Source organism: Streptomyces sp. NPDC005141, from assembly GCF_053599975.1.
On record NZ_JBSFYW010000033.1, the window covers coordinates 74,192 to 100,691 of the forward strand.

Annotated in this window: 19 protein-coding genes; 10 read left to right on the top strand and 9 right to left on the bottom strand. The window is 71.8% G+C overall.

The genetic code is table 11. The features are described 5' to 3' along the window. Positions 1 to 98 precede the first annotated feature (98 nt). Complete coding sequence (locus ACWD68_RS24680) at positions 99 to 1,019, bottom strand: serine hydrolase (protein ID WP_451808610.1); 921 nt, start codon at positions 1,017 to 1,019, stop codon at positions 99 to 101. A gap of 265 nt (positions 1,020 to 1,284) precedes the next feature. Here ACWD68_RS24680 and ACWD68_RS24685 point away from each other — a divergent pair, with 265 nt between their 5' ends. The 3 genes from ACWD68_RS24685 to ACWD68_RS24695 all read left to right on the top strand — a co-directional run bounded on the left by ACWD68_RS24685 (position 1,285) and on the right by ACWD68_RS24695 (position 6,314). Further along, a complete protein-coding gene (locus ACWD68_RS24685; RefSeq protein WP_451808611.1) occupies positions 1,285 to 3,636 on the top strand; it encodes a glycosyltransferase family 39 protein in 2,352 nt (783 codons plus the stop codon). Between the two features lie 201 nt (positions 3,637 to 3,837). Beyond that, a complete protein-coding gene (locus tag ACWD68_RS24690) occupies positions 3,838 to 4,641 on the top strand; it encodes an endonuclease I family protein (protein ID WP_451808612.1) in 804 nt (267 codons plus the stop codon). A 182-nt stretch (positions 4,642 to 4,823) separates the two neighbouring features. After that, positions 4,824 to 6,314: an FG-GAP-like repeat-containing protein gene (locus tag ACWD68_RS24695; RefSeq protein WP_451808613.1), complete on the top strand. Its 1,491-nt coding sequence runs from the start codon at positions 4,824 to 4,826 to the stop codon at positions 6,312 to 6,314. Positions 6,315 to 6,401: 87 nt separating this feature from the next. Here ACWD68_RS24695 and ACWD68_RS24700 read toward each other — a convergent pair whose 3' ends face one another. From ACWD68_RS24700 to ACWD68_RS24710, 3 genes are all read right to left on the bottom strand, one after another. Further along, positions 6,402 to 8,087, bottom strand: coding sequence for a thiamine pyrophosphate-binding protein (locus tag ACWD68_RS24700; RefSeq protein WP_451808614.1), 1,686 nt, complete (start codon positions 8,085 to 8,087; stop codon positions 6,402 to 6,404). Then, the gene (gene speB, locus ACWD68_RS24705; RefSeq protein WP_451808615.1) at positions 8,084 to 9,052 is read right to left on the bottom strand and encodes an agmatinase; all 969 of its coding nucleotides are present in this window, start codon (positions 9,050 to 9,052) and stop codon (positions 8,084 to 8,086) included. Before speB ends, ACWD68_RS24700 begins: the two co-directional genes overlap by 4 nt. 63 nt (positions 9,053 to 9,115) lie before the next feature. Continuing rightward, positions 9,116 to 10,576 (bottom strand): sodium:solute symporter, encoded by a 1,461-nt coding sequence (locus ACWD68_RS24710; protein ID WP_451808616.1) that lies wholly within the window; start codon positions 10,574 to 10,576, stop codon positions 9,116 to 9,118. Positions 10,577 to 10,743: 167 nt separating this feature from the next. Here ACWD68_RS24710 and ACWD68_RS24715 point away from each other — a divergent pair, with 167 nt between their 5' ends. Continuing rightward, positions 10,744 to 12,633, top strand: coding sequence for a helix-turn-helix domain-containing protein (locus tag ACWD68_RS24715; RefSeq protein ID WP_451808617.1), 1,890 nt, complete (start codon positions 10,744 to 10,746; stop codon positions 12,631 to 12,633). A gap of 207 nt (positions 12,634 to 12,840) precedes the next feature. Next, a complete protein-coding gene (locus ACWD68_RS24720; protein WP_451808618.1) occupies positions 12,841 to 13,629 on the top strand; it encodes a phosphatase in 789 nt (262 codons plus the stop codon). A gap of 25 nt (positions 13,630 to 13,654) precedes the next feature. Here the strand turns inward: ACWD68_RS24720 and ACWD68_RS24725 are convergent, their stop codons facing one another. The 5 genes from ACWD68_RS24725 to ACWD68_RS24745 all read right to left on the bottom strand — a co-directional run bounded on the left by ACWD68_RS24725 (position 13,655) and on the right by ACWD68_RS24745 (position 18,145). Next, positions 13,655 to 14,332 carry a maleylpyruvate isomerase N-terminal domain-containing protein gene (locus ACWD68_RS24725; protein WP_451808619.1) on the bottom strand — a complete coding sequence of 226 codons (678 nt, stop codon included), beginning with the start codon at positions 14,330 to 14,332 and terminating at the stop codon, positions 13,655 to 13,657. A 43-nt stretch (positions 14,333 to 14,375) separates the two neighbouring features. Further along, entirely contained in the window at positions 14,376 to 15,344 is a 969-nt protein-coding gene (locus tag ACWD68_RS24730) for a cation diffusion facilitator family transporter (protein WP_451808620.1), read from the bottom strand. Between the two features lie 26 nt (positions 15,345 to 15,370). Next, the gene (tesB, locus tag ACWD68_RS24735) at positions 15,371 to 16,243 is read right to left on the bottom strand and encodes an acyl-CoA thioesterase II (RefSeq protein WP_351542084.1); all 873 of its coding nucleotides are present in this window, start codon (positions 16,241 to 16,243) and stop codon (positions 15,371 to 15,373) included. 34 nt (positions 16,244 to 16,277) lie between these two features. After that, entirely contained in the window at positions 16,278 to 17,435 is a 1,158-nt protein-coding gene (locus ACWD68_RS24740) for an acyl-CoA dehydrogenase family protein (RefSeq protein WP_451808621.1), read from the bottom strand. 65 nt (positions 17,436 to 17,500) lie between these two features. Then, positions 17,501 to 18,145, bottom strand: coding sequence for an SACE_7040 family transcriptional regulator (locus tag ACWD68_RS24745; protein WP_451808622.1), 645 nt, complete (start codon positions 18,143 to 18,145; stop codon positions 17,501 to 17,503). Between the two features lie 96 nt (positions 18,146 to 18,241). Here ACWD68_RS24745 and ACWD68_RS24750 point away from each other — a divergent pair, with 96 nt between their 5' ends. The 5 genes from ACWD68_RS24750 to ACWD68_RS24770 all read left to right on the top strand — a co-directional run bounded on the left by ACWD68_RS24750 (position 18,242) and on the right by ACWD68_RS24770 (position 26,336). Continuing rightward, entirely contained in the window at positions 18,242 to 19,858 is a 1,617-nt protein-coding gene (locus tag ACWD68_RS24750) for a carboxyl transferase domain-containing protein (protein WP_451808623.1), read from the top strand. 8 nt (positions 19,859 to 19,866) lie between these two features. Then, positions 19,867 to 21,795, top strand: coding sequence for an acetyl/propionyl/methylcrotonyl-CoA carboxylase subunit alpha (locus ACWD68_RS24755; RefSeq protein WP_451808624.1), 1,929 nt, complete (start codon positions 19,867 to 19,869; stop codon positions 21,793 to 21,795). Further along, on the top strand, positions 21,792 to 22,751 hold the full coding sequence (locus ACWD68_RS24760) for a hydroxymethylglutaryl-CoA lyase (protein ID WP_451808625.1): 960 nt from the start codon (positions 21,792 to 21,794) through the stop codon (positions 22,749 to 22,751). Before ACWD68_RS24755 ends, ACWD68_RS24760 begins: the two co-directional genes overlap by 4 nt. A gap of 11 nt (positions 22,752 to 22,762) precedes the next feature. Further along, entirely contained in the window at positions 22,763 to 23,923 is a 1,161-nt protein-coding gene (locus ACWD68_RS24765) for an acyl-CoA dehydrogenase family protein (RefSeq protein WP_356748374.1), read from the top strand. Between the two features lie 643 nt (positions 23,924 to 24,566). Further along, the gene (locus ACWD68_RS24770; RefSeq protein ID WP_451808626.1) at positions 24,567 to 26,336 is read left to right on the top strand and encodes a tannase/feruloyl esterase family alpha/beta hydrolase; all 1,770 of its coding nucleotides are present in this window, start codon (positions 24,567 to 24,569) and stop codon (positions 26,334 to 26,336) included. Positions 26,337 to 26,500: the final 164 nt, after the last annotated feature.

Below are 26,500 nucleotides of genomic sequence, written 5' to 3' on the forward strand. Positions count from 1 at the left end.
GCACCAACGCCGGAAGGAGCGGATTTCATCCCTCCGCAACAATTCGGCCGCCCGCCGGGCGGGGCGGCCGGCGGGCGGACGAGGAGGTACGGCCCGGTTCAGTTCGCGGGAACGGCCGGGAACGCCTCCTTCGGCGTCGTCGTCGGCGTGTACCGCTGGGCGGTGACGGTGACCGGCACGAGGTCCTTGTGGATGGCCTTGGCGACGCCCTGGATCGTGGCGACGCCGTAGTCCATGGTGCTGTTGCCGTGCGTGAGCACCGAGATCATGTAGTCGTGGCCGCCGCCGTTGAAGGTGCCGAGGCTGTGCACCCGCCAGGCGTTCGTGGAGCGCGAGAGCCAGCCGTTCTTGACGTGCACGGCGACCGTCGAGGGCGCCCCGGCCGGTGTCCCCCAGCGCTGCGAGGAGATGACCTTGCCCATGAGCTTCAGGATGTACGCGCGCGAGTTGTCGCTGAGCACCGTGTTCTTGGCGGTGACGAGCTTGAGCAGCTTCTGCTCGTCGGTGACGTTGATCTGCGTCAGACCCCAGTAGCCGCCGGCGCCCGGCGTGGTCTTCGTCATCCCCGCGGCGGTCAGGAAGCCCTTGATCTTCGTGAGCCCGAGCTGCTGCCAGAGCTTGCTGGTCGCGGCGTTGTCCGACTTTGTGATCATGGCGGTGGCGAGCGACGTCTCGGTGCTCGTCAGGTAGCGGTTGTGCTTCTTCGCGTCCCAGAGCAGCGCGGCGAGGACCGTGACCTTCACCGTGCTGGCCGAGTCGAAGGATGTGGTGGCGCGGAGTGTGCAGGTGGTCTTGGTCGTACGGTCGTAGAGAGCGACCGCGACCGTGCCCCTGCGGTTCGCGAGAGCCGCGGTGATGTCCCTCTGCAGCTTGGTGGCGAGGCCGGCCTTGGCCGATGTACAGCTGACCGTGGGCGCCGTCGCGGCGGCGGGGGCCGCGGCGAACGCGAACGGCACGATCACCCCGGCACCGAGGCTCGCTGCGAGCACACGGGCACCCCGGGCTATCCGGTGAGTCATGGAGGCTTCCCATCCCCTTGAACCGATACGAACGCGCCCCCGGCGCGCTCGCCCCAGATGACTCGCAGGGACGTACGAAAGTTGTACGGGCTTTCCGAGCACGCGATCCGGGTGTTCCAGGGGTGTGGGTCCGGGTGTTCCAGGGGTGGAGTCCGGGCGTTACGGGGACAGGGGTCCGGGCGTTACGGGGACAGGGGTCCGGACACACAGCTCACCCCCAGGCGGACCACAGTCCGCACCCATCACTTCGCGTCATGGTGCGGTGGTGACGTCTGCCACTGACCCATTGCCCGACGCCCCCACGACTCCCCACGCCCCGCCGCCGGCGCCCGTGCACGCGGAGCCCGCGGAGACGGTGCCGGCCGCGCCGCGCTGGTCGCTGCCCGCGCTGCTCGCGATCCTCGTCCTGGCCACGGTCCTGTACTCCTGGAACCTGTCGGCCTCCGGCCTCAACAGCTTCTACAGCGCCGCGGTGCTCAGCGGTACGCAGAGCTGGAAGGCCTGGTTCTTCGGCTCGCTCGACGCCGGGAACTTCATCACGGTCGACAAGCCGCCGTTCGCGCTCATGATCATGAGTCTGTCCTGCCGGGTCCTCGGCTTCGGGACCTGGCAGATGATGGCGCCGATGATCGCCGCCGCGCTCGGCACGATCTGGATCCTGCACGCGAGCGTGAAGCGGTACTTCGGGCACGCGGCCGCCGCGGTCGCCGCGCTCGTGCTCGCCCTCACCCCGATCACGGTCGCCATCAACCGCGACAACAACCCCGACACCACCCTCGTCCTGCTGATGGTCGCGGCCGCGGCCCTCGGCCTGCGGGCCACCCGCGACGGCCGGCTGCTGCCGCTGCTCGGTTCGGCGGTGTGCTTCGGGCTCGCGTTCAACACCAAGATGCTCCAGGCGTACATCGCCCTGCCACCCGTCCTCGCCGTGTACGTGTACGCCTCCCGCCTCGGCTGGGCGAAGAAGGTCCGCGACCTGCTGCTCGCCACCGTGGCCCTGGCCGTCGCGAGCTTCTGGTGGGCGGCCGCCGTCTCGCTCGTACCGGCCGACGAGCGCCCGTACATCGGCGGCTCCACGGACGGCTCCGCCTGGGACCTGATCATGGGCTACAACGGCCTGGGCCGGGTGCTGGGCGGCGAGGGCAACGGCGGAGGCGGCGGGGGCGGCGGAGGGGGCACCTTCGCCGGGACCGCGGGCCTCGGCCGGATGTTCAACGACATCCTCGGCGGCCAGATCTCCTGGCTGCTGCCCTTCGCGGGCATCGCGCTCGCCGGCGGCCTGGTGCTGTGCGGACGGGCGCCGCGAACCGACCCCAAGCGCGCCGCGCTGGTGCTGTGGGGCGGCTGGACCGTCCTGCACTACCTGACGTTCAGCATGGCCGAGGGCACCATGCACCCCTACTACACGACCGCGCTGGCCCCCGGCATCGCGGCTCTGACCGGCGCGGGCGGCGTCATGCTGCTGCGCGCCTTCCGCGGCCAGGACGCCCGTTGGCGGTGGGTGCTGCCCGCCGGACTCGCGGTCACCGCGATCTGGGCGGTCGTGCTGCTGCGCCGGGCCGCGGACTGGAACGGCTGGCTGTGGCCGGCCGTCGCGGTGGTCATGGCACTGGCGATCACCGGCCTGTTCCTCTTCCGGTCCGGCAACCGTGCCCGGCTGCTCACCGCGTCCGTGGCCGCGGCGATCGTCGCGGCCCTCGCCGGCCCGGCGGCGTACGCCGTCGCCGAACCCGCGTCCGCCGGTGGCGGCGGTATGGGCGGCACCAACCCGACCGCGGGGCCGGCCACCGGCAGCGGGGGATTCGGCGGCGGTCCCGGCGGCGGCCGGGGCGGATTCGGCGGCGAGGCCCCCGGCGGCAACGCGCAGGGCGGTCCGAACGCCGAGGCGGGCGGACAGACGGGCGGCTTCCCCGGAGGGGGCGAGGCACCCGGCAATGGAGGCCAGGCACCCGGCGGGAACGGCGGGCCGCCTCAGGGCGGCTCCCCCGGCGGCGGCCAGGATGCGGACCAACAGGACGCCGGGAACGGGGAGTTCCCCGGTGGCGGCCAGGCGGACGGCGGCAGCGTCCCGGGAGGTACCGCGGAGCGGCCCGGCGGCGCGGGCTCCTCCGGTGGTGGCGGAGGCGGCGGCATGGGCGGGACCACCAGCAGCGCCCTGGTCTCCTATCTGGAGAAGCACCAGGACGGCGCCAAGTGGCTGCTGGCGGTGTCGAACTCGCAGGGCGCGGCACAGCTGATCATGAGCACCGGCAAGCCCGTCATCTCCATGTTCGGCTTCACCGGTTCCGACAAGGCGATGACCCTCACCAAGCTCAAGGAGCTCGTGCGCAAGGGCGAGTTGCACTACATCCAGCTCGGCGGCGGCATGGGCGGCGGGATGGGCGGAAACAACACGCTCAGCTCGCAGATCACCACGTGGGTGGAGAAGAACGGCACAGCGGTGAAGGAGAGCGTGTACGACAAATCCGCGTCGTCCGGCTCCACTTCGGAGTCCGGGTCCACTTCGGACTCCGGGTCCGGGTCCGAGTCGGGCGCCGGGTCCGACTCCGAATCCGGCGCGCGGAGTGGCCAGCCGACCTCGACGCTCTACCGGCTGGACCCGTCCGACGTCGGCTGACCCGCACGACCGGTAACCCGGCGGCCCCTGACCCACGTTCCCGGTCAGGGGCCGTCCCTTATGTCAAGTCTGGCGCGTGCCGGGCGAGTTGTTGAATCCCGACACAGAACCGACACCTTTCCTTAACCCCAGGTACCTCATGTGCATGTCACCCTCCCGTTTATCCGCTCCATTCAACCCGCGTAGAACGGACACCCCACGATGCCCGCCACGCACATACGCCGCTGGAAGACCCTGGCGCTGAGTACCTCCGCGGTCCTCGTCGGCCTCACCCTGCCGACCATGGCCGCGACCCCCGCGAGCGCCACGACGACCGCGTACGACAGCACGTACTACAAGAACGCGGTCGGCAAGACCGGCACGAGCCTGAAGTCCTCGCTGCACACGATCATCAGCAGCCAGACCAAGATCTCGTACTCCGCGGTCTGGAACGCCCTGAAGGTCACCGACCAGGACCCGAACAACAGCAGCAACGTGATCCTGCTGTACAGCGGTGTCTCGCGCAGCAAGTCCCTCAACGGCGGCGACGTCGGCGACTGGAACCGCGAGCACACCTGGGCCAAGTCGCACGGCGACTTCGGCGAGGCGACCGGCCCCGGCACGGATCTGCACCACCTGCGCCCGGCCGACGTCCAGGTCAACAGCATCCGGGGCAATCTGGACTTCGACAACGGCGGCAGCACGGTCACCAACGGCGGTGGCAGCCTCGTCGACTCCGACTCCTTCGAGCCGCGCGACGCTGACAAGGGCGACGTGGCCCGCATGATCCTCTACATGGCCGTGCGCTACGAGGGCGGCGACGGCTGGGCCGACCTCGAGCCCAACGAGAAGGTCAACAACGGCAGCAACCCCTACATCGGCAAGCTGTCCGTGCTCAAGCAGTGGAACGACGAGGACCCGCCGAGCGCCTTCGAGGAGAAGCGCAACCAGGCCATCTACGACACCTACCAGCACAACCGCAACCCGTTCATCGACCACCCGGAATGGGTGAAAGCGATCTGGTAGGCGAAGTAGCCGTCTGGACTCCCTCCGTAGTAAAGGGAGCCCAGACGGCTACCGGGGCCCTCGGGCGCCGGAAGGTGACAAATGAATGGCCTCAGGGCGTACAACCAGTGACGCCCCGCCCGAGTCGCACTCCGTGGACGCGCCGGACCACCGCGTCCCACCGGAACGACGAAAGGCACCCGATGTCCCGAGCACGACGCAGAAGCCGCTCCGCGCGGTTGACCGCGCCCCTGGCCGCCGCCACGCTGCTGGCCGGAGGGGTCGGCACCTGGGCCCTCACCGCCGCCACCGCCCAGGCCGCCCCCGGATCGGCGGACGCCCGGGACGACTTCAACGGGGACGGCTACGCCGACCTGGTCGTCGGCGCCCCGGACGCGACCGTTTCGAGCAAGGCCCGGGCCGGCTACGTGGCCGTCGTGTACGGCTCCGCCGGCGGCCTGTCCACCTCGAGCAAGAAGATCGTCAGCCGCTCCACCAGCGGGGTTCCCGGCGCCGCCACCGCGAACCAGCGCTTCGGGGCCACCTTCACCAAGGGCGACCTGGACCGCGACGGATTCAGCGACCTCGTGATCGGGGGCGGCACGGCTGGCTCGGTCGTCCTGTGGGGCTCCGCCTCCGGGCTCACCGGCGGCACGGCCCTCGCCGGGTACGGCGCCTCTCCGCAAGCCGGCGACTTCGACGGCGACGGGAAGACGGACCTCGCCCTGTTCTCCGCGCAGAACGTCGGCGGCGACGACCCCGCGGGCGCTCCGGCCGCCCTGTGGAAGGGCCCGGTGTCGCGTGCCGGCAAGCCGGCCGCCGTTCTGAACCTGCTCGACAAATCCCTGTGGTGGGGCTACGAGGCGGACGACGAGACCTGCGCCACCAACGGCGGCTGCGAGGACGGCCCGTCCTCGATCACCGGCCCCGTCGCCTCCGGCGAGGTCGGCGACGTCAACGGCGACGGCAAGGACGACATCGTCCAGTGGACCTACGCGGGAGACGGCGAGTGGGCCAACCGCCTGCTGTACGGCGGCGGCGCGGGCTTCACGCGCGGCCAGGTTCCCGGGGCGGACACCAACCGCACCGGCACGGGCACGGGCATCGGTGACGTCAACGGCGACGGCTTCGACGACGTGGTGGTCGGCGCCGACGGTTGGAACAAGAAGGTGCGGGTCGCCTTCGGCTCGGCCTCCGGCCTGTCCGACGCGAACGTGCAGTCCTTCGACCAGGACCTGCCGGGCTTCCCGGGTGTCCAGGAGCAGGGCGACGCGCTCGGCACCGCCGTCTCCGTCGGCGACGTCACCGGCGACGGCTACGCGGACATCGCGCTCGGCATCCCCGGCGAGGACTTCGACGGCCTGAAGGACGCCGGTTCGATCGCCCTGCTGCACGGCAGCGCCTCCGGGGTCACCGGCACCGGCGCGCAGACGTTCCACCAGAACACGGCCGGGATCTCCGGGGTCGCAGAGAAGAACGACAGGTTCGGCGTGAGCACCGCGCTCCTGGACGTCAACGGCAACGGCCACCCGGACCTCGCCGCGTCCTCGACCGCGGAGAACGCCTCAGCAGGCGCGGTCTGGGTCCTGCGCGGCACGACGACCGGCCTGACCACCACGTCCGCCCTCGCGTTCGGCCCGAGGACCCTCTCGGCGCCCGACACGAAGGCGCTGTTCGGCTCGTCCCTGCGCTGAGCGGCCTCGCACGACAAAGCGCCGGGGAGTGTGTCGCACGCTCCCCGGCGGTCGGTCCGGGCAGGTCGGTCAGTCCAGGTGGGTCGGTCAGTCCAGGTGGGTCGGGGCGAACATCTTCAGCACCGCCGGGAGGACGACCACCGAGGGACCGGGGGCGGCCAGGGCCTTGGCCAGGTCCTCCTCCAGCGTCTCGGGGCTCGTACGGACCCCCGGGACCCCGAACGACTCGGCGAGGGCCACATAGTCCGGGCGGGACAGCTCCGTGGCGGTGGCCTGGCCGAAGGCGCCGGTCATGTACTCGCGGAGGATGCCGTAGCCGCCGTCGTCCACGATGAGCCAGGTGACCGGGAGACCGCACTGCTTCGCCGTGGCCAGCTCGGCGATGGAGTACAGCGCGCCGCCGTCGCCGGAGACCGCGAGGACCGGGCGGGAGGGGTCGGCCGCCGCCGCGCCCAGAGCCGCCGGGAAGCCGTAGCCGAGGCCGCCGGCGCCCTGGGCGGAGTGCATGGTGTTGGCGCCGCGCGGGTCGAAGGCCGACCACGCCCAGTACGCCAGGATCGTCATGTCCCAGAAGGACGGCGACGTGGCGGGCAGGGCCCGGCGGACGGACGCCAGCACGTCCTGTTCCAGGGTGAGTTCCTGGCCCGCGATACGGTCCGCGACCCGGGCGAGCACCGAGGTCACGCGGTCCGCCGCCGTCGCGTCGGACCGCTCCTCCACCGTCTCCAGGAGCGCGGAGAGCGCGAGGCGGGCGTCCGCGTGGATGCCGAGCGCCGGGTGGTTGGACTCCAGCTTGCCGAGGTCGGCCTCGATCTGGATCACCCGGCCGCGGGGCTTGAACGTGTGGTAGTTCGAGGAGAGTTCACCGAGGCCCGAGCCCACCACCAGCAGGACGTCCGCGTCCTCCAGGAAGTCGGTCGTGTACCGGTCCTCCAGCCAGGACTGGAGGGAGAGCGGGTGCTCCCAGGGGAAGGCGCCCTTGCCACCGAAGGTGGTGACGACCGGCGCGTTCAGCTTCTCGGCGAGCGCGCGCAGCTTGCCGGACGCGTCCGACCGGACGACGCCGCCACCCGCGATGATCGCGGGGCGGACGGCCGAGGACAGCAAGTGGGAGGCCAGCGCGGTCAGTTCGGGGCGCGGGACCACGTCCTCGGGGGTCGCGTCCATCGCCGTGACCACCGGCAGGCTCGTCTCGGCGAGCAGGACGTCCTGCGGGATCTCCACCCAGACCGGCCCGTGCGGGGCGGTCAGCGCCGACTCCCAGGCCTCCGCGATCGCGGAGGGGATCTGGGACTGCGTACGGACCGTGTGGACCGACTTCACCACACCCCGGAACGAGGCCTGCTGGTCGGGGAGTTCGTGCAGATAGCCGTGGCGGCCGCCGCCCAGTCCCGCGGTCGGGATCTGGCTGCTGATGGCGAGCACGGGGGCCGAGGCGGCGCGGGCCTCCTGGAGCGCGGCGAGCGAGGTCAGCGCTCCCGGGCCGGTGGAGAGCAGCAGCGGCGCGGCCTCGCCGGTGATCCGGCCGTAGGCGTCCGCCGCGAACCCGGCGTTGTTCTCGACGCGCAGGCCGATGTACCGGAGCGAGGAGCGGCGCAGCGCGTCGAACATGCCCAGCGCGTGCTGGCCCGGCAGCCCGAAGACGGTCGTCGCACCGAGACCGGAAAGGGTCTCCACGACCAGGTCTCCGCCGTTGCGGCCGGGGGGCGAGTTGAGCGCGGCCTCCGTCTGTGCCACCGACGGACGGAGCACCAGGTCGTGGTCGTGGGTCACTTGTTCCGGGCCTCCGCGATCTGGCGGGACATGATGGTGGTCAGTTCGTAGGCGGTGTGGGAAGCCGCCACCGCGGTGATTTCCGCGTGGTCGTACGCCGGCGCGACCTCGACCACGTCGGCCGAGACCAGGTTGCAGGACGAGAGGCCGCGCAGGATCTCCAGGAGCTCGCGGGAGGTCATGCCGCCCGCCTCCGGGGTGCCCGTGCCGGGCGCGTGCGCCGGGTCGAGGCAGTCGATGTCGATGGAGATGTAGAGCGGCCGGTTGCCGATGCGCTGGCGCAGCTGGTCGGCGACCTCGTCGGCGCCGCGGCGGTAGACGTCCGCCGAGGTGACGATGCCGAAGCCCATCTTCTCGTCGTCGGTGAGGTCCTGCTTGCCGTACAGCGGGCCGCGGATGCCGACGTGGGACAGCGCCGAGGTGTCGAGGATGCCCTCCTCGACGGCGCGGCGGAACGGGGTGCCGTGGGTGTACTCGGCGCCGAAGTACGTGTCCCAGGTGTCGAGGTGCGCGTCGAAGTGGAGCAGCGCGACCGGACCGTGCTTCTTGGCGACGGAGCGGAGCAGGGGCAGCGCGATGGTGTGGTCGCCGCCCAGGGTCATCAGGCGGGCGCCGGTGCCGAGCAGCTCGTCGGCGGCGGCCTCCACCGTCTCCACGGCCTCGTTGATGTTGAACGGGTTCGCCGCGATGTCACCGGCGTCCGCGACCTGCGCGAGGGCGAACGGGGAGGCGTCCTGCGCCGGGTTGTAGGGGCGCAGCAGCCGGGACGCCTCGCGGATCGCGTTGCCGCCGAAGCGGGCGCCCGGCCGGTACGAGACGCCGGAGTCGAACGGCACACCGACCACGGCGACATCGGCGGTGCCGACCTCGTCGAGGCGCGGCAGCCGGGCGAAGGTCGCGGGACCGGCGTACCGCGGGATGCGGGACGAGTCGACAGGGCCGCGGGGCGTCTCGTTGCTGCTCATGAGGTATTGCCTTCTTTCCTACGCTTCGTCGCGTATGTACAACTAAGTACAACTAGTACGACTCTACTGGGGAACCGGGACCGGTTCGGACACGGGTTCGGCGGCGCGGCCCGCGAGCCGCTCCCGCCAGGCGGCCAGCACCGCGGCGTCGGTGGCCGGCGTGGCCAGCGAGACGATCACGTACACGGCCAGCGAGAGGAGCAGTCCGTAGTAGACCGGCTCGTTCGCGAGGATGCCGTACACGGCCATCAGGCCGATGACGGCGACACCGCCGACGACGACGGAGGCGAGCGCGCCGTGCACCGTGCCGCGCTTCCACAGCAGACCGCCGAGGATCGGCACGAGCAGGCCCGCGACGAGCAGGTTGTAGGCGACGGTCAGCGCCTCGACGACGTTGTTGAGCGCGATCGCCGTGCAGATCACGGCGATGCCCATGACGAGGATGAAGACGCGGTTGCCCTTGACCTCGTCGTGGTCGTCCGCGTCGCGCTTCACGGCGCCGCGCAGCCGGGACCAGATGTCGTTGTTGGCGACGGTGGCGCAGGCGATCAGCGCGCCGGAGGAGGTGGACATCACAGCGGCGAGGGCCGCGGCGAGCACCAGTCCCCGCACGCCGACCGGGAGTTCGTCCTTGACGATGGTCGCGAAGGCGGTGTCGGCGCTGGGCAGCTTCGGGTACATGACCTTGGCCGCCGTGCCGATGACGGCACCGGCCACGGCGTAGACCAGGCAGTAGGTACCGGCGACCGTGCCGCCCCACTTGGCGGTCCTGTCGCTGCGCGCGGTGAACACGCGCTGCCAGATGTCCTGCCCGATCAGCATGCCGAACGTGTAGATCAGCACGTAGGTGAAGATCGTCTCGCCGCCGATGCCCAGCGGGTCGAAGTACTCGGTGGGCAGCTTGGCCTTCATCTCGCTGAACCCGCCGGCCTTGACGACCGCTATGGGCAGGAGCAGGAGCAGCACGCCGACGGTCTTGACCACGAACTGCACCATGTCGGTGAGGGTGATCGACCACATGCCGCCGAGCGTCGAGTACGCGACGACGATGGAGCCGCCGAGGACGATCGCGAGCGTGCGGTTCATGTCGAACAGGACGTCGAAGATCGTGGCGTACGCGATGGTCGAGGTGACCGCCAGCATCAGGGTGTACGCCCACATGACGACACCGGAGATGACACCGGCCCGGCCGCCGTAGCGCAGGTCGAGCATCTCGGAGACGGTGTAGACCTTCAGGCGGGCGATGCGGGCGGAGAAGAAGACACTGAGCGCCAGCAGGCCGAGGCCGATGGTGAAGACCATCCAGGCACCGGAGAGCCCGTACTGGTAGCCGAGCCCGACGCCGCCGATGGTGGACGCGCCGCCGAGGACGATGGCGGCCATGGTGCCGGAGTACATGGCGGGCCCGAGCCTGCGCCCCGCGACGAGGAACTCGCTCTTGGACTTGGCGCGGCGCATGCCCCACCAGCCCATGGCCAGCATGCCGGCCAGATAGACGACGATCACTGTGTAGTCGACGGCCATGGGTCTCCTCCGAGCGCTCGGTGGCGTGTCGTGCAGATGGGGTGGGGACGAGCCGGCAACTGATCGCGGGGACATCCGCCCGTACCCACGGCTGCCGGTCGGGACCGACACTAGGTGGCCGGAAAGCGACTGCGAAGTGTACGTTTCATCCATTCGACCCGAACGGGATGGAGGAACCGTCCATCGTGCCGGACTCACAGTCACCGTCCGTCCCGGCCGTGCCACCGACACCTCCGGTGCCGCTGTCGGCGCTCCTCGCCCGCGAGGACCTGGCCCTGCGCCTGATCGCCGGGCCGGCCGAGCCCGACACGGTGATCCACTGGGCGCACACGTCGGAGATGGCCGACCCCTATCCCTACCTGCTGGGCGGCGAGCTGCTGCTGACGGCGGGGGTCCACGTCCCCGAGGCGGCCGGCCCGGACGGGGGCACGCCCCGGTCGAGCGAGGCCGAGGGCCTGGCGGACTACTTCGACGGCTATGTCTCCCGCATCGTCGCGGCGGGCGGCGCTGCGCTGGGCTTCGGCCTGGCCCCGGTCCACGACACGGTCCCCCGCGCCCTCGTCGCGGCCTGCGACACGTACGGGCTGCCCCTGCTGGAGGTCCCGCCCCAGACGACGTTCTCCGGGGTCGCCCGCGCGGTGTGGCAGCTCATGGCCCAGGCCCGGCTGGCCGAACTCCGCCGGGTGACCGAGGCCCAGCAGAGCCTGGCGGCGGCAGCGGCCCGCCCCGATCCGGTACCGGCGGTGCTCCGGCAGCTGGCCCGGCGGGTGGGAGGCTGGGCCGTGCTCTACGGCCCCGAGGGCACGGAGCTCGCCCGGGCCGGAAGGGTCCCGCCGTCCGGCCCGCCGAGGACAGCACGCCCGACGCCCCCCGCACCCGCACCCCCGATGACCTCGCCTCACCCGGCAACCGCGACGGACCCGGCATGCCCGACGGACCCGGCCCACCCGGCGACCGCCGCCCACCCGACGGACCCGGCGCTGCCGACGCCCCCGGCCCACCCGACAGCAGCGGGACCCGCGGACGGGACACCCGCGGCCGAGACCGTCCCGGGCCCGGCACCCCGGACCGAGGCACCCTCGCCCGCAACACCGTCACCCGGAGCGCCCTCCCCCGGCACGCCCTCGCCCGGAGCGCCTTCGACCGGGCCCCCCCTCGACGCACCCCCCGCCCCCGCGCCCTTGGAGGAGGTGCTCGCCGAGCTCGCCGGTGTCGTGCGGCCCGGGGCGACCCACGGCCCCACGCCCGCCTCCGCCACCGACACCGTGGGCGGCGTCCACCTCGCGGCCTACGCCCTCGGCAGCGGCCAGGGCTTCGTCCTGGGGGTCGCCGCGCCGCGCCGCGACCCCGGCGACCACACGATCGCCTCCGTCGCGTCCGTGCTGCTCTCCCTCCTGACCGGAGAGCACCAGAGCGGGAGCGGGGCGGCACGGTCGGCGGCCCTGGTGCGGCTGCTGCTCGGGGCCGCGCCGGAGACGGTGGCACCACTGCTCGGCGGCGAGCGGTGGGTGGTCGTGCACGCGCGCCCCGCCGGGGACGGCCCCGCCCCGGACGCCGTCACCGCCTCCGCGCTGGCGGCCGCGCTGGGCTCCGCGCTGGTCGACGTGGGCGGCGACGTCGTCCGCGTCCTCGTCCCCGGCGACCGCGAGCCCACCGCGCAGCCGGGCTGGACCTGCGGGGTCAGCGCGCCCGCGGGCCCGCACGCGTGGGCGGCCGCCGACACCCAGGCGGCCCGCGCGCTGGCCCGCGCCCGCGCGACCCGGGCGCCCCTGGTCCACCACGGCGACCGGCCCGCGCTCGCGGACCTCATTCCCCCGGAAGACGCCGAGGCCCACGCCCACGCCCTCCTCGCTCCCGTCGCCGGGACCCCCGCCCTGACCGAGACCCTGCGCACCTGGCTCTCCCTGCACGGCAGTTGGGACCGCACCGCGGTGGCCCTCTCGGTCCACCGCAACACCGTCCGCCAACGCATCTCCCGCTGTGCGGTGTTGCTGGGCACGGACCTCGACGATCCCGACGTACGGATGGAGTTGTGGTTCGCGCTGCGGGACGACTGAGCCGGAGACACGGGAACCGGCGTCGCGAGGACGTGCCGGTCCCGGCCTCCGCGCCGCCGGAGACCGCCGGACAGCGCGCGCCGGCACGGAGCCGACCGCCCGTCGGCCGGCGCCGCCGCGCCCCGGGTCCCGCACACCCGAGTGACGCACGTCCCAGCGACCGGGACAGCGGCGCCCTCGGCGGGAACGCACCGGCACAATGGGCGTATGCCGATACCCGGGACTCCCAGCCGCGCCGAACTTGTCGACCATCTCGTGAAGACCCGTATCGCGGGCGATGTCGCCACGCCCCGCGAGAACAACCTCTCCCATTACCGCAAGCTGGCGAACGGCGAGCGCAACTGGTGGCTCGGCCTGGAACTCGGCGACCGCTGGACCGACGAGCAGGACGTGCTCGCGGTGATGGCGGAGCGGGTCGGCGTCAACGACGACCCGGAATACCGGTACGGCCAGGACACCATCGACCCCGAGTTGACCGTGGACGCGCTGGACCGCCTCGCGGCCCGGCTGCGCAAGGCGGCCGAGGACCGGCAGCGGGTGCTGTTCGCGACCGGTCACCCCGGCGGACTGCTGGACGTGCACCGTGCCACGGCCGCCGCCCTGCGCGCCGCCGGCTGCGAGATCGTGGTGATCCCGGACGGGCTGCAGACGGACGAGGGCTATGTCATGCAGTTCGCGGACGTGGCGGTCCTGGAGCACGGTGCCACGCTGTGGCACACGCACTCGGGCGAGCCGATGCGCGCGATCCTCACCGGACTGGAGCGCGAGGGACGCCCGTTGCCCGATCTGGTCGTGGCCGACCACGGCTGGGCGGGTTACGCGGGCCGGCACGGTCTGGACTCCGTCGGCTACGCCGACAGCAACGACCCGGCCCTCTTCCTCGCCGAGTCGGAGGGCACGCTCCAGGTCGTGGTCCCGCTCGACGACCACGTCCTCAGCCCGCGCCACTACGACCCGATGACGGCGTACCTGCTCGACGCGGCGGGCCTGGCGTGAGCCCCGGCGCCCCCTGGGACCTGTCCTAGATCCCGGCGATCGATCCGGGGGCGCGTTCGGCGCGAGCGAGTCCCCGGATCACCCGCAGCGGCCCGTGCCTCCGGACCGCGAGGCGGGCGAGCAGGTCGACCACCGGCGCGGTCACCCGCTCGGGGAAGTCCGGTGCCGGCAGGCCCACGCTGCAGGCCAAGTCGTCAGCGTGCACGACGAGTTCCATCAGCCGGGTGAGCAGGAAGTCGTCGAGGTCGAGGGACCAGTCGCCCCAGGACGGCATCCGGACCGGCCGTACGGCGGGGGTCCCGTGCAGCTCGGTCCGCAGCCGTTCGACCGCCGCTCGGGCCCGTCCCACGAGCACCTCGTGGCCGTCCGCCGCCGTCGCCTCTCCGCCGCGCCGGATACGGACGCCGACCGCGCCGTCGGCGCCGGCGTCGAGCCAGGTCACCCGCTCCAGGTAGTACTCCCGGAGCGACACCACCGGCTCCACCGGAACCGGCCGCGCCAGCAGGTCCGGCAGGGCGAGTTCCTGCCAGACGGTGTGCCCCGCCAGTCCCTGGACGCTGAAGTCCCGCAGCGCGCTGGGCTTTTCCCAGGCCGCGGCGACGGCGGGCTCGGCGAGCAGCCCGACGACCGTGTCGGCGGCCTCCAGGAAGGCTTCCCGGACGCGGGTCCCGCGCCGGCTCCACGACTCTTCCCCGTAGGTCATGGCCACCATCCAACCCGCACCGCCGGACCGCCTCAACCGCCTTTCACGGCCAGGGGTTCAGCCCCTCGGACCGCCGCTGGGCGTACCCCGGCGTCGGGTCCAGATAGACCCTGCTCACCGAGGGGAACACCGCCCGGAGCCGGTCCTCGGCCTGTTCGCAGGCCCACTCGATCTGCGCCGCGGTCGACGCGTCCCGGAAGTCGACCTTGGCGGCGATGAGCGCCTCGCGCGGTCCCTGCATGAGCGTGATCAGTTCCAGCACGGCCTCCACGTGCTCCACCGCCAGCAGCTCCGCCCTGATCCGCTCCCGCATCGGTCGGGGCAGCGGCCGTCCGATCAGCAGCTCCGCGTTGGAACGGCCGAGCACCCAGGCGACGTAGAGCAGCAGCAGCCCGATAAGCAGCGAGGCGACGCCGTCCCAGACGCCCGATCCGGTGAGCTGTCCGCCGAGCAGGCCGCCCGCCGCGAGGACCAGTCCGACCAGCGCCGCCGAGTCCTCCATGACGACCGCCTTCACGGCGGTGTCGGGCGTGCGCCGGAGGTAGGTCTTGAAGGAGGCGTCGACGCGGGCGGCCTCGCCGCGTGCCTGCCGCAGCCCCGTCCGCAGGGAGAAGCCCTCCAGGAGGAAGGCGACGGCCAGCACGATGTACGAGACGAGCGGGTCGCCGAGCTCCTCCCCCGCCACCAGGGTGTGGATGCCGTCGTAGATCGAGAAGACCGCGCCGCCGACGAAGGTGGCGACGGCCGCGAGCAGCGCCCAGATGTAACGCTCGGGTCCGTAGCCCAGCGGATGGTCCTCGTCCGCCGGTTTCTCGCTGCGTTTGAGCGCGGTGAGCAGGAGCAGCTCCGTGACGGTGTCGGCGACGGAGTGGGCGGCCTCCGACAGCATCGCGCTGGATCCGCTGATGACACCGGCGACCGCCTTGGCGAGGGCGATCCCGAGATTGGCGACGGCGGCGACGATCACCGTGAAGACGCTCTCGCCGCCGCCGTCCTGCGCTGTGTCGGTCATGCCTCAGTCTTACCGGGGAAGGCCGCCTACCGCGGGACGCGGACCACACCTTCCTGGATCACCGAGATGGCGAGCTTGCCGTCCTGGGTGTAGATCCGGGCCTGGCCGAGGCCGCGGCCGCCCGACGCCGAGGGCGACTCCTGGTCGTACAGCAGCCATTCGTCGGCGCGGAACGGGCGGTGGAACCACATCGCGTGGTCGAGCGAGGCCCCGACGACGTCGCCGGTCACCCAGCCGCCGCGCCCGTGGGCGAGCAGGATGGAGTCGAGGAGCGTCATGTCGGAGACGTAGGTCGCGAGGACGACGTGCAGCAGGGGGTCGTCCGCGAGCTTGCCGTTGGTGCGGAACCACACCTGGGAGCGCGGCTCGCGGACCTCGCCGACGGTGCCGTAGGGCGGCGCGTCGACATAGCGCAGGTCGACGGACTCGCGGGCCTCCAGGATGCGTTCCACGACGTCGGCGTCGGACAGGACGTCGGCGTACAGCGGGAGCAGTTCGGCGGCCGTGGGCAGCGTCTCCGGGTCGGGCGCGGGCGGCATCGGGGCCTGGTGCTCCATGCCCTCCTCGTACGTCTGGAAGGACGCGGAGAGATGGAAGATCGGCTGTCCGTGCTGGACCGCGACCACCCGGCGCGTGGTGAAGGACCGGCCGTCGCGGATGCGGTCCACGGAGTACACGATCGGCGCGCCGGGGTCCCCGACCCGCAGGAAGTACGCGTGCAGGGAGTGGGCGAGCCGGTCCTCGGGGACCGTGCGCCCGGCGGCGACCAGTGCCTGCGCCGCCACCTGTCCGCCGAACACGCGCGGAACGACGGCGGACCGGGACTGGCCGCGGAAGATGTTCTCCTCGATCCGCTCGAGATCGAGCAGATCGAGGAGAGACTCAAGTGCCTCACTCATGGGGCAGTTGTACCGTGCAGTCTTTTCGCGGACCTTACAGGCCCATGTCCTTGGCGATGATCGACTTCATGATCTCGCTGGTACCGCCGTAGATGCGGTTGACACGGTTGTCCGCGTACAGGCGCGCGATCGGGTACTCGTTCATGAAGCCGTAGCCGCCGTGCAGCTGGAGGCAGCGGTCGATGACGCGGTGCGCGGCCTCGGTGCAGAACAGCTTGGCGCTGGCGGCCTCGGCCGGCGTCAGCTCACCCGCGTCGAGGGCCTCCAGGGCGCGGTCGGCGACGGCCTCGGCCGCGTCCACCTCGGCCTGGCAGGCGGCCAGCTCGAACTTGGTGTTCTGGAAGGACGCGACGGTCTTGCCGAAGACGGTGCGCTCCTGGACGTACTCCTTGGCGAACCGGACGGCGGCCTTGGCCTGCGCGTAGGCGCCGAAGGCGATGCCCCAGCGCTCGGAGGCGAGGTTGTGGCCGAGGTAGTAGAAGCCCTTGTTCTCCTCGCCGAGCAGGTCCTCGACGGGCACCTTCACGTCGACGAACGCCAGCTCGGCGGTGTCGGAGGTCTTCAGGCCGAGCTTGTCCAGCTTGCGGCCGATGGAGTAGCCCTCGGACTTGGTGTCCACGGCGAAGAGGGAGATGCCGAAGCGGCGGTCCTCGGCGGTGGGCGCGGAGGTGCGGGCGCAGACGATCACGCGGTCGGCGTGGACGCCACCGGTGATGAAGGTCTTGGAGCCGTTGAGGACGTAGTGCGTACCGTCCTCGGAGAGCTTGGCGGTGGTCTTCATGCCCGCGAGGTCGGAGCCGGTGCCCGGCTCCGTCATCGCCAGGGCCCACATCTCCTCGCCGCTGACGAACTTCGGCAGGAAGCGCTTCTTCTGCTCGTCGGTGGCGAGCGTCTTGATGTAGGGCAGGCCCAGCAGCACGTGCACACCGGAGCCGCCGAACTGGACACCCGCGCGCGAGGTCTCCTCGTACATCACGGCTTCGAACTTGTACGAGTCGATGCCGGCGCCGCCGAACTCCTCGTCGACGCGGATGCCGAAGACGCCGAGCTCGGCGAGCTTGTAGTAGAAGTCGCGCGGCGCCTGGCCGGCCGCGAACCACTCGTCGTAGACCGGGACGACCTCGGCCTCGATGAAGGCGCGCAGGGTCTCCCGGAACGCCTCGTGGTCCTCGTTGAACACAGTACGGCGCACCGCCGCCACCTCCGCCTGAATACCTGGGTCATGTCTAAGCGCTTGCTCAGATATCACGTTACCCGTCAGTCACGAGAGTCGTCCAGGGGCCACCCCCCGAGACCCTCGTCACGCCCGGGAGCCGGCGCGGCCGCCCCGAAGGCCCCCCGCGCCATCCGGTGCAGCAGCTCGGCGGTCACCGCGCGCCCCGGGAGCGCGCCCGGCCGCCCCAGGTGAGGGGTCGAGTTCAGCAGGCCGAAGACCGAGTGCACGGCCGACCGGGCGGCCGGCTCCGTCAGCTCCGGGTACACCTCGACCACCACCCCCACCCACAGCTCGACGTACTGGCGCTGGAGCTGCCGCACGAGCTTGCGGTCACTGTCCCGGAGGCGGTCCAGCTCGCGGTCGTGCAGGGTGATCAGGGGGCGGTCGTCGAGCGCGAAGTCGATGTGCCCCTCGATGAGCGAGTCGAGGAGCGCCTCGGCACCCCCTCCGGCCTCCGCCACCCTGCGCTTGCCGCCCGTGAGCAGCTGCCCGCTGATCCCCACCAGCAGCTCGGCGAGCATCGCGTCCTTGCCGGCGAAGTGCCGGTAGAGCCCGGGGCCGCTGATGCCGACCGCCGCTCCTATCTCATCCACTCCCACACCGTGGAAGCCGCGCTCGGCGAAGAGCCGGGCGGCTTCCTTGAGGATCTGCTCGCGACGGGTGGGGGCGTCGGTTCTGGTGGCCATGAAATCAATTCTAGACAGGGAGGTTAGCGGTCGTTAACCTGAAGGAAATGCGTTAACGCTCATTAACTGGTCGACCACTGGTGAGGGGACCGCAGGATGCAAGAGGCACCGGAGCTGACGAGCGCGGCAGATCCCGCGTCGGAGGCCTGGAGGGCCAACGAGGCGGCACACCGTGCGCTGGGCGAGGAGCTGCGCCACAAGCTGGCCGCGGCGCGGCTCGGCGGCGGCGAGAAGGCACGCGCGCGGCACGCCGCGCGCGGAAAGCTGCTGCCCCGCGACCGCGTGGACACCCTCCTCGACCCCGGCTCCCCGTTCCTGGAGCTGGCGCCGCTCGCCGCCGACGGGATGTACGACGGACAGGCCCCGGCCGCCGGCGTCATCGCCGGGATCGGCCGGGTCAGCGGACGCGAGTGCGTGGTCGTCGCCAACGACGCCACCGTCAAGGGCGGCACGTACTACCCGATGACGGTGAAGAAGCACCTGCGCGCCCAGGAGGTGGCGCTGGAGAACCGCCTGCCCTGCATCTACCTCGTCGACTCCGGAGGCGCCTTCCTGCCCATGCAGGACGAGGTGTTCCCCGACCGCGAGCACTTCGGGCGGATCTTCTACAACCAGGCGCGGATGTCCGGCGCCGGGATCCCGCAGATCGCGGCCGTCCTCGGCTCCTGCACGGCGGGCGGCGCCTACGTCCCGGCGATGAGCGACGAGGCCGTGATCGTGCGCGGCCAGGGCACGATCTTCCTCGGGGGCCCACCGCTGGTGAAGGCCGCCACCGGCGAGGTCGTCACGGCAGAGGAGCTGGGCGGCGGCGAGGTCCACGCGCGCGTGTCGGGCGTCACCGACCATCTCGCGGAGGACGACGCGCACGCGCTGCGGATCGTCCGGAACATCGCGGCCACCCTCCCCGCGCGCGGGGCGCTCCCGTGGTCCGTGGAGCCGTCGACCGAGCCCAAGGTCGACCCGTACGGGCTGTACGGCGCGGTGCCGGTCGACTCCCGCACCCCCTATGACGTGCGCGAGGTCATCGCGCGCGTGGTCGACGGTTCGCGCTTCGCCGAGTTCAAGGCCGAGTTCGGGCAGACCCTGGTCACCGGCTTCGCGCGGATCCACGGACACCCGGTCGGGATCGTCGCCAACAACGGCATCCTGTTCTCCGAATCGGCCCAGAAGGGCGCCCACTTCATCGAGCTGTGCGACCAGCGCGGCATCCCGCTGGTGTTCCTGCAGAACATCTCCGGGTTCATGGTGGGCCGCCAGTACGAGGCCGGCGGCATCGCCAAGCACGGCGCCAAGATGGTGACGGCCGTCGCCTGCACCCGCGTGCCGAAGCTGACCGTCGTGATCGGCGGCTCGTACGGCGCGGGCAACTACTCGATGTGCGGCCGGGCGTACTCGCCGCGCTTCCTGTGGATGTGGCCGGGAGCCAAGATCTCCGTGATGGGCGGCGAGCAGGCCTCCTCGGTCCTCGCGACCGTCAAGCGCGACCAGATCGAGGCGCGCGGCGAGTCCTGGCCGGCCGCGGACGAAGAGGACTTCAGGGCGCCGATCCGGCAGCAGTACGAGCGTCAGGGCAACGCCTACTACGCGACGGCCCGGCTCTGGGACGACGGAGTCATCGACCCGATGGAGACCCGGCAGGTCCTCGGACTCGCCTTGACCGCCTGCGCCAACGCGCCCCTGGGTGACCCCCAGTTCGGCGTCTTCCGGATGTGAGGGGACCCATGTTTGACACGGTGCTTGTGGCCAACCGGGGCGAGATCGCCGTACGCGTCATCCGTACCCTGCGCGCGCTCGGCGTGCGCTCGGTGGCCGTCTTCTCGGACGCGGACGCCGACGCCCGGCACGTCCGGGAGGCCGACACGGCCGTACGCATCGGGCCGGCGCCCGCGTCGGAGAGCTATCTGTCGGTGGAGCGGCTGCTGGAGGCGGCGGCCCGGTCCGGCGCCCAGGCGGTGCACCCGGGCTACGGCTTCCTCGCCGAGAACGCCGCGTTCGCGCGGGCCTGCGCGGAGGCCGGACTCGTCTTCATCGGGCCGTCCCCCGAGGCGATCTCGCTGATGGGCGACAAGATCCGCGCCAAGGAGACGGTGAAGGCGGCCGGGGTCCCGGTCGTCCCCGGCTCGTCGGGCAGCGGCCTGACGGACGCCGAGCTGATCGCGGCGGCCCGCGAGATCGGCGTGCCGGTGCTGCTGAAGCCGAGCGCGGGCGGCGGCGGCAAGGGCATGCGCCTGGTGCGCGACACCGCGGCCCTGGCCGACGAGATCGCCGCCGCCCGGCGCGAGGCGCGTGCCTCCTTCGGCGACGACACACTCCTCGTCGAGCGCTGGGTCGACCGCCCCCGGCACATCGAGATCCAGGTCCTCGCGGACGGGCACGGCCACGTCGTGCATCTGGGCGAGCGCGAGTGCTCCCTCCAGCGACGCCACCAGAAGATCATCGAGGAGGCGCCCAGCGTGCTGCTCGACCCCGCCACGCGGGCCGCGATGGGTGAGGCGGCCGTCCAGGCGGCCCGCTCCTGCGGCTACCGGGGCGCGGGCACGGTGGAGTTCATCGTCCCCGGCGGCGACCCGTCGTCGTACTACTTCATGGAGATGAACACCCGCCTCCAGGTGGAGCACCCGGTCACCGAGCTCGTCACGGGCCTCGACCTCGTCGAGTGGCAGCTGCGGGTCGCGGCCGGCGAGCGGCTGCCCTACGAACAGCAGGACATCAGCCTCACCGGACACGCGGTGGAGGCCCGTATCTGCGCCGAGGACCCGGCGCGCGGCTTCCTCCCCTCCGGAGGCACCGTGCTCGCCCTGCGCGAGCCGCAGGGCGACGGAGTGCGCACCGACTCGGGCCTGTCCGAGGGCACCGAGGTCGGCAGCCTCTACGACCCGATGCTCTCCAAGGTCATCGCGTACGGCCCCGACCGCCCGACGGCGCTGCGCAGACTCAGGGCCGCTCTGGCCGAGACGGTCACCCTCGGGGTCCAGACGAACGCGGGCTTCCTGCGCCGTCTGCTGGCCCACCCGGACGTGGTGGCGGGCGACCTGGACACCGGTCTGGTCGAGCGGGAGGCGGCGGGCCTGGTCCCGGCGGAGGTGCCGGAGGAGGTGTACGAGGCGGCGGCGGCCGTACGGCTCGCCGGGCTGGCTCCGGCGGGCCAGGGCTGGACCGACCCGTTCTCCGTGCCGAGCGGATGGCGGCTCGGCGGCACACCCAGGCCGGTGGGCTTCTCCCTCCGCGTGGCCGACCCCGTGGACTACACCCCGCGCGGCACCCACACGGTCACCGCCGACCGGGTCGCGGTGACCCTCGACGGGGTGCGCCACACCTTCCACCGCGCCGCCGACTGGATCGGCCGCGACGGCGACGCCTGGCATGTGCGCGATCACGACCCGGTGGCCGCGTCGCTCACCGGCGCCGCGCACTCCGGGGCCGATTCGCTGACCGCCCCCATGCCGGGCACGGTGACCGTCGTGAAGGTCGCCGTCGGCGACGAGGTGACCGCCGGGCAGAGCCTGCTGGTGGTCGAGGCGATGAAGATGGAGCACGTCATCTCCGCGCCGCACGCCGGAACGGTCAGCGAGCTGGACGTCACACCGGGCACGACGGTCGCCATGGACCAGGTACTGGCGGTCATCACTCCCGTGGAGGAGACGGCATGAGCACTTCCGAACCGGGCCTGCCGATGGCCGTACCGGCCCAGGACCTGCCCGCCAGGGTGCGGATCTACGAGGTCGGCGCGCGCGACGGGCTGCAGAACGAGAAGGAGACCGTTCCGACCGAGGTCAAGGCGGAGTTCATCCGGCGCCTCGCGGACGCGGGGCTGACCACGATCGAGGCGACCAGCTTCGTCCACCCCAAGTGGGTTCCCCAACTGGCCGACGCGGAGCAGCTGTTCCCGCAGGTGACCGATCTGCCGGTGGCGCTTCCGGTGCTGGTCCCGAACGAGCGCGGACTGGAGCGGGCACTGGCGCTCGGCGCCCGGCACGTGGCTGTCTTCGCCAGCGCGACGGAATCCTTCGCGAAGGCCAACCTCAACCGGACGGTCGACGAGTCGCTCGCGATGTTCGAACCGGTGGTGAGCCGCGCGAAGGCCGCGCACCTCACGGTCCGCGGCTACGTCTCGATGTGCTTCGGCGACCCCTGGGAGGGCCCGGTCCCGGTCCATCAGGTCGTCCGCGTCTGCAAGGCGCTGATGGACATGGGCTGTGACGAGCTGAGCCTCGGCGACACGATCGGCGTGGCCACACCGGGCCATGTGCAGGCCCTGCTCGCCGAACTGAACGAGGAGGGCGTGCCCACCAGCGCGCTCGGCGTGCACTTCCACGACACCTACGGCCAGGCGCTCTCCAACACCCTGGCCGCCCTCCAGCACGGCGTCAGCACCGTCGACGCCTCCGCGGGCGGCCTCGGCGGCTGCCCGTACGCGAAGTCCGCGACCGGCAACCTCGCCACCGAAGACCTCGTATGGATGCTCCAGGGCCTCGGTATCGACACCGGGGTCGACCTCGGCCGCCTCACCGCCACAAGCGTGTGGATGGCCGGACAACTGGGCCGACCCAGCCCGTCCCGCACCGTCAAAGCACTCGGTAAAACGACTCAGTCCCACCAGGAGTGATCCGCATGTCCCTGGACCACCGCCTCTCCCCCGAACTCGAAGAACTCCGTCGTACGGTCGAGGAGTTCGCCCATGACGTCGTGGCGCCGAAGATCGGCGACTTCTACGAGCGGCACGAATTCCCGTACGAGATCGTGCGGGAGATGGGCCGCATGGGCCTGTTCGGGCTGCCGTTCCCGGAGGAGTACGGCGGCATGGGCGGCGACTATCTCGCCCTCGGCATCGCCCTGGAGGAGCTGGCCCGGGTCGACTCCTCCGTGGCCATCACCCTGGAGGCGGGCGTCTCGCTGGGCGCCATGCCGATCCATCTCTTCGGCACGGACGCCCAGAAGGCCGAGTGGCTGCCCCGGCTGTGTTCCGGGGAGATCCTGGGCGCCTTCGGCCTCACCGAGCCGGACGGCGGCTCGGACGCGGGCGCGACCCGCACGACGGCCCGGCTCGACCCCGAGACGAACGAGTGGGTCATCAACGGCAGCAAGTGCTTCATCACCAACTCCGGCACGGACATCACGGGCCTGGTGACAGTCACCGCGGTCACCGGCCGCAAGCCCGACGGCAAGCCGCTGATCTCCGCGATCATCGTCCCCTCGGGCACCCCGGGCTTCACGGTCGCGGCCCCGTACTCGAAGGTCGGCTGGAACGCCTCCGACACCCGTGAGCTGTCCTTCTCGGACGTGCGTGTCCCGGCGGCCAACCTGCTGGGCGAGGAGGGCCGCGGCTACGCGCAGTTCCTGCGCATCCTGGACGAGGGCCGCATCGCCATCGCGGCGCTGGCCACGGGTCTCGCTCAGGGCTGTGTCGACGAGTCGGTCAAGTACGCCAAGGAACGGCACGCGTTCGGGCGTCCGATCGGCGCCAACCAGGCGATCCAGTTCAAGATCGCCGACATGGAGATGAAGGCCCACATGGCCCGCGTCGGCTGGCGCGACGCGGCGTCCCGCCTCGTGGCGGGCGAGCCCTTCAAGAAGGAGGCGGCGGTCGCCAAGCTCTACTCCTCCACGATCGCCGTCGACAACGCCCGTGACGCCACCCAGGTCCACGGCGGCTACGGCTTCATGAACGAGTACCCGGTCGCCCGCATGTGGCGCGACTCGAAGATCCTGGAGATCGGCGAGGGCACGAGCGAGGTCCAGCGGATGCTGATCGCCCGGGAGTTGGGGCTCACGGGCTGATCCTTCGAGCCGGGCCAGTACACCGCGGCCACCATCGGGCACCCGCCCGATGGTGGCCGCGGCGCGTTCGGGACCACCCCGGAACCAAGATTCCTGACAAAATCGTCGACAATTCCGTCGACAGGTATTGCGTCGCCGCGGACGCCGGGCTACGTTCCTTCGCTGTACCGCCACTGCAAAGCCGGAGTCGCGGAAGGAGGCCGAAACCCGGAGCCGCGGTCGTGCGCCGATCCTGCGCGGACGTCCGCGCGCGAGCGGAGTCCGCGGCCAGGACGAGCTGACCGACGGTCACGGTCACGCACCGCTCGCCCTGTTCCCGCCCGGTCCCGGGTACTCGCTCGGCGCCGAGTCCGGCGCTCGTTCCCCGTCCGGCCCGGTCGTTCACGCCGCCGCCGATCCCGGGCGCTCACTCCCACCGCCCCGGGCCACGGGCGCGGCCGACCCGACCCACACCTTCCAGGGCACCCACGCGCGCCGCTTCCCCGCTCGACGCACCGGCCGCCGCCGCGGTCCGATCCGCGCTGCCCGCCGCGGCTTCGCCCTGCCCGCGGACGGTTGCGTCCGCATACCCGCACCTCCGCACACCCGCACCTCCGCCCCCGCCCCCGCCCCCGCACCTCCGACGATCGAATGGAGACCGAGCATGGCCACGCTCCTCAGATGGCCCCGGTGGACATCAGCCACCTTCATGGCGACCCTCGCCACCGCCCTCGCGCTCGTGACCGGAGCGAGCGTGGCGCTCGCCAACGCCTCGGCCGACAGCACCCGGACGTCCGTCGCGGCGTCCGCCGCCGTGGCGACCGACACGGCCTCCGGCATCGCACCGGTCCTGCCCTGCGCGGGTGTCGCGTCGCAGGACCTGGCCGCCGCCGCCCCCGGCGTGCCCTTCGAGATCACCTCGGCCACGGAGCTCGCGGCATCCGCCAACACGCTCGGCGCCTGGGCGGCCTGTGATGTGAAGGGCGTCATCGCCCCCCAGATCCACTTCGAGATCAAGCTGCCCCAGACCGGCTGGCAGGCCGACTACCTCCAGGTCGGCTGCGGAGGCCTCTGCGGCAGCACGAGCGTGAACAGCGCCCCCGCGTCCGCCGGTTGCGTCCCGCTGACCAGCGGCGCCTTCGCCGTCGCCTCCAGCGACGAGGGCCACTACCAGGGCGGTGGACTCTTCTCCACCGACCCGACCCTGCGCGCGGACTTCGGCTACAAGTCCGACCACCTGCTCGCGCAGGCGGCCAAGGCGATCATCAAGGTCTACTACGGGCGGCCCGCCGCCCACTCCTACTTCGACGGCTGCTCGCAGGGAGGCCACCAGGCACTGACCGAGGCCCAGCGATACCCGACCGACTTCGACGGCATCATCGCCGGCGCTCCGGCCAACAACTTCACCGCGCTGAACACCTTCTCGCACGCCTGGACCGCCCAGTCCGTCTACCTCCGCGGCGGCCCGGCCACGATCACCAACGCCGACCTCGCGGACCTGCACAAGGCCGTCCTCCAGGGCTGCGGGGCCCCCGCCGACGGAATCCTCGCCGACCCGCTGAGCTGCACCTGGGACCCGGCGGCCATCCGGTGCGCGGCCGGCCGGACCTCGACGTCCGCGGACTACTGCCTGACGGCGGACCAGGTCACGACCCTGCGCCGGATCTACGCGGGCCCGACGGACGAGAACGGCAGGCTCCTGTACCCGGGTTATCAGCTGCGCGGCTCCGAGCTGAACTGGGCCGGGATCATCACACCGGCCACGGCCACCGGCAACTCGGGGGACATCAGCTTCGTCCGCGAGACCCTCAGGTACCAGATCTTCGACAGCCCGCAGCCCACCCTGACGTACAAGGACGTCCGGTTCACCGCGGCCTACTACAAGAAGGTCATGGCGCTCGGCGAGGGCATGTACGACGCGACCGACCCCGACCTCACGGCCTTCAGGAAGGCCGGCGGGAAGCTGATCCTCTGGCACGGCCTGGGCGACCAGCACATCCCGGCCGTCGGCACGATGGCGTACTACAAGGCCGTACAGAAGGCCATGGGCGGCGCCGAGGCGACCAACGCCTTCGCCCGGCTGTTCCTGCTCCCGGGTGTCGCGCACTGCGGCGGCGGCCAGGGGCCTAACACCTTCGACGCGCTGACCGCCATGACCGACTGGGTCACCAGGGGCGAGGCCCCCGCCAGCCTGACGACCAGGTCCGTCGACAGCGGCGGGAACACCACCGCCACCCGCCCCGTCTACCCCTTCCCGTACGTCGCGAAGAACACCACGGGCGGCCCGGTCGAGGACGCGAGCAGCTACACCCCCGTCAAGTCCGCCGCCGAGGCGGACCTGACGCTGAACCGGCTCGGCTTCTTCCGCTCCGGCTACGAGACCGTCGGCAACTGGGTCAAGGGCCGCTGGGTGGTCACCAGGGGCAAGGTCTGACCGGCCGTCGCCTCGCCGAACTGATCAGCAGGGGCAGGTGAGTTGGGGCGCCGCGGTTCCCGGCCCGGGCTACAACACCGTCCTGCACAACGGCTTCGGTCATCTGCTGTGGAACACGGTGCTGGCGGCGGCCGGGGTGGTGCTGATCGTCCTGGTGCTGTGCG

What these genes read in the sequence shown, in the direction of transcription:
- ACWD68_RS24680 (WP_451808610.1), bottom strand. Translation starts at nt 1,019, where the DNA reads ATGACTCACCGGATAGCCCGGGGTGCCCGTGTGCTCGCAGCGAGCCTC.
- ACWD68_RS24690 (WP_451808612.1), top strand. Translation starts at nt 3,838, where the DNA reads ATGCCCGCCACGCACATACGCCGCTGGAAGACCCTGGCGCTGAGTACC.
- ACWD68_RS24695 (WP_451808613.1), top strand. Translation starts at nt 4,824, where the DNA reads ATGTCCCGAGCACGACGCAGAAGCCGCTCCGCGCGGTTGACCGCGCCC.
- speB (WP_451808615.1), bottom strand. Translation starts at nt 9,052, where the DNA reads ATGAGCAGCAACGAGACGCCCCGCGGCCCTGTCGACTCGTCCCGCATC.
- ACWD68_RS24710 (WP_451808616.1), bottom strand. Translation starts at nt 10,576, where the DNA reads ATGGCCGTCGACTACACAGTGATCGTCGTCTATCTGGCCGGCATGCTG.
- ACWD68_RS24715 (WP_451808617.1), top strand. Translation starts at nt 10,744, where the DNA reads ATGGAGGAACCGTCCATCGTGCCGGACTCACAGTCACCGTCCGTCCCG.
- ACWD68_RS24720 (WP_451808618.1), top strand. Translation starts at nt 12,841, where the DNA reads ATGCCGATACCCGGGACTCCCAGCCGCGCCGAACTTGTCGACCATCTC.
- ACWD68_RS24725 (WP_451808619.1), bottom strand. Translation starts at nt 14,332, where the DNA reads ATGACCTACGGGGAAGAGTCGTGGAGCCGGCGCGGGACCCGCGTCCGG.
- ACWD68_RS24730 (WP_451808620.1), bottom strand. Translation starts at nt 15,344, where the DNA reads ATGACCGACACAGCGCAGGACGGCGGCGGCGAGAGCGTCTTCACGGTG.
- tesB (WP_351542084.1), bottom strand. Translation starts at nt 16,243, where the DNA reads ATGAGTGAGGCACTTGAGTCTCTCCTCGATCTGCTCGATCTCGAGCGG.
- ACWD68_RS24745 (WP_451808622.1), bottom strand. Translation starts at nt 18,145, where the DNA reads ATGGCCACCAGAACCGACGCCCCCACCCGTCGCGAGCAGATCCTCAAG.
- ACWD68_RS24750 (WP_451808623.1), top strand. Translation starts at nt 18,242, where the DNA reads ATGCAAGAGGCACCGGAGCTGACGAGCGCGGCAGATCCCGCGTCGGAG.
- ACWD68_RS24755 (WP_451808624.1), top strand. Translation starts at nt 19,867, where the DNA reads ATGTTTGACACGGTGCTTGTGGCCAACCGGGGCGAGATCGCCGTACGC.
- ACWD68_RS24760 (WP_451808625.1), top strand. Translation starts at nt 21,792, where the DNA reads ATGAGCACTTCCGAACCGGGCCTGCCGATGGCCGTACCGGCCCAGGAC.
- ACWD68_RS24770 (WP_451808626.1), top strand. Translation starts at nt 24,567, where the DNA reads ATGGCCACGCTCCTCAGATGGCCCCGGTGGACATCAGCCACCTTCATG.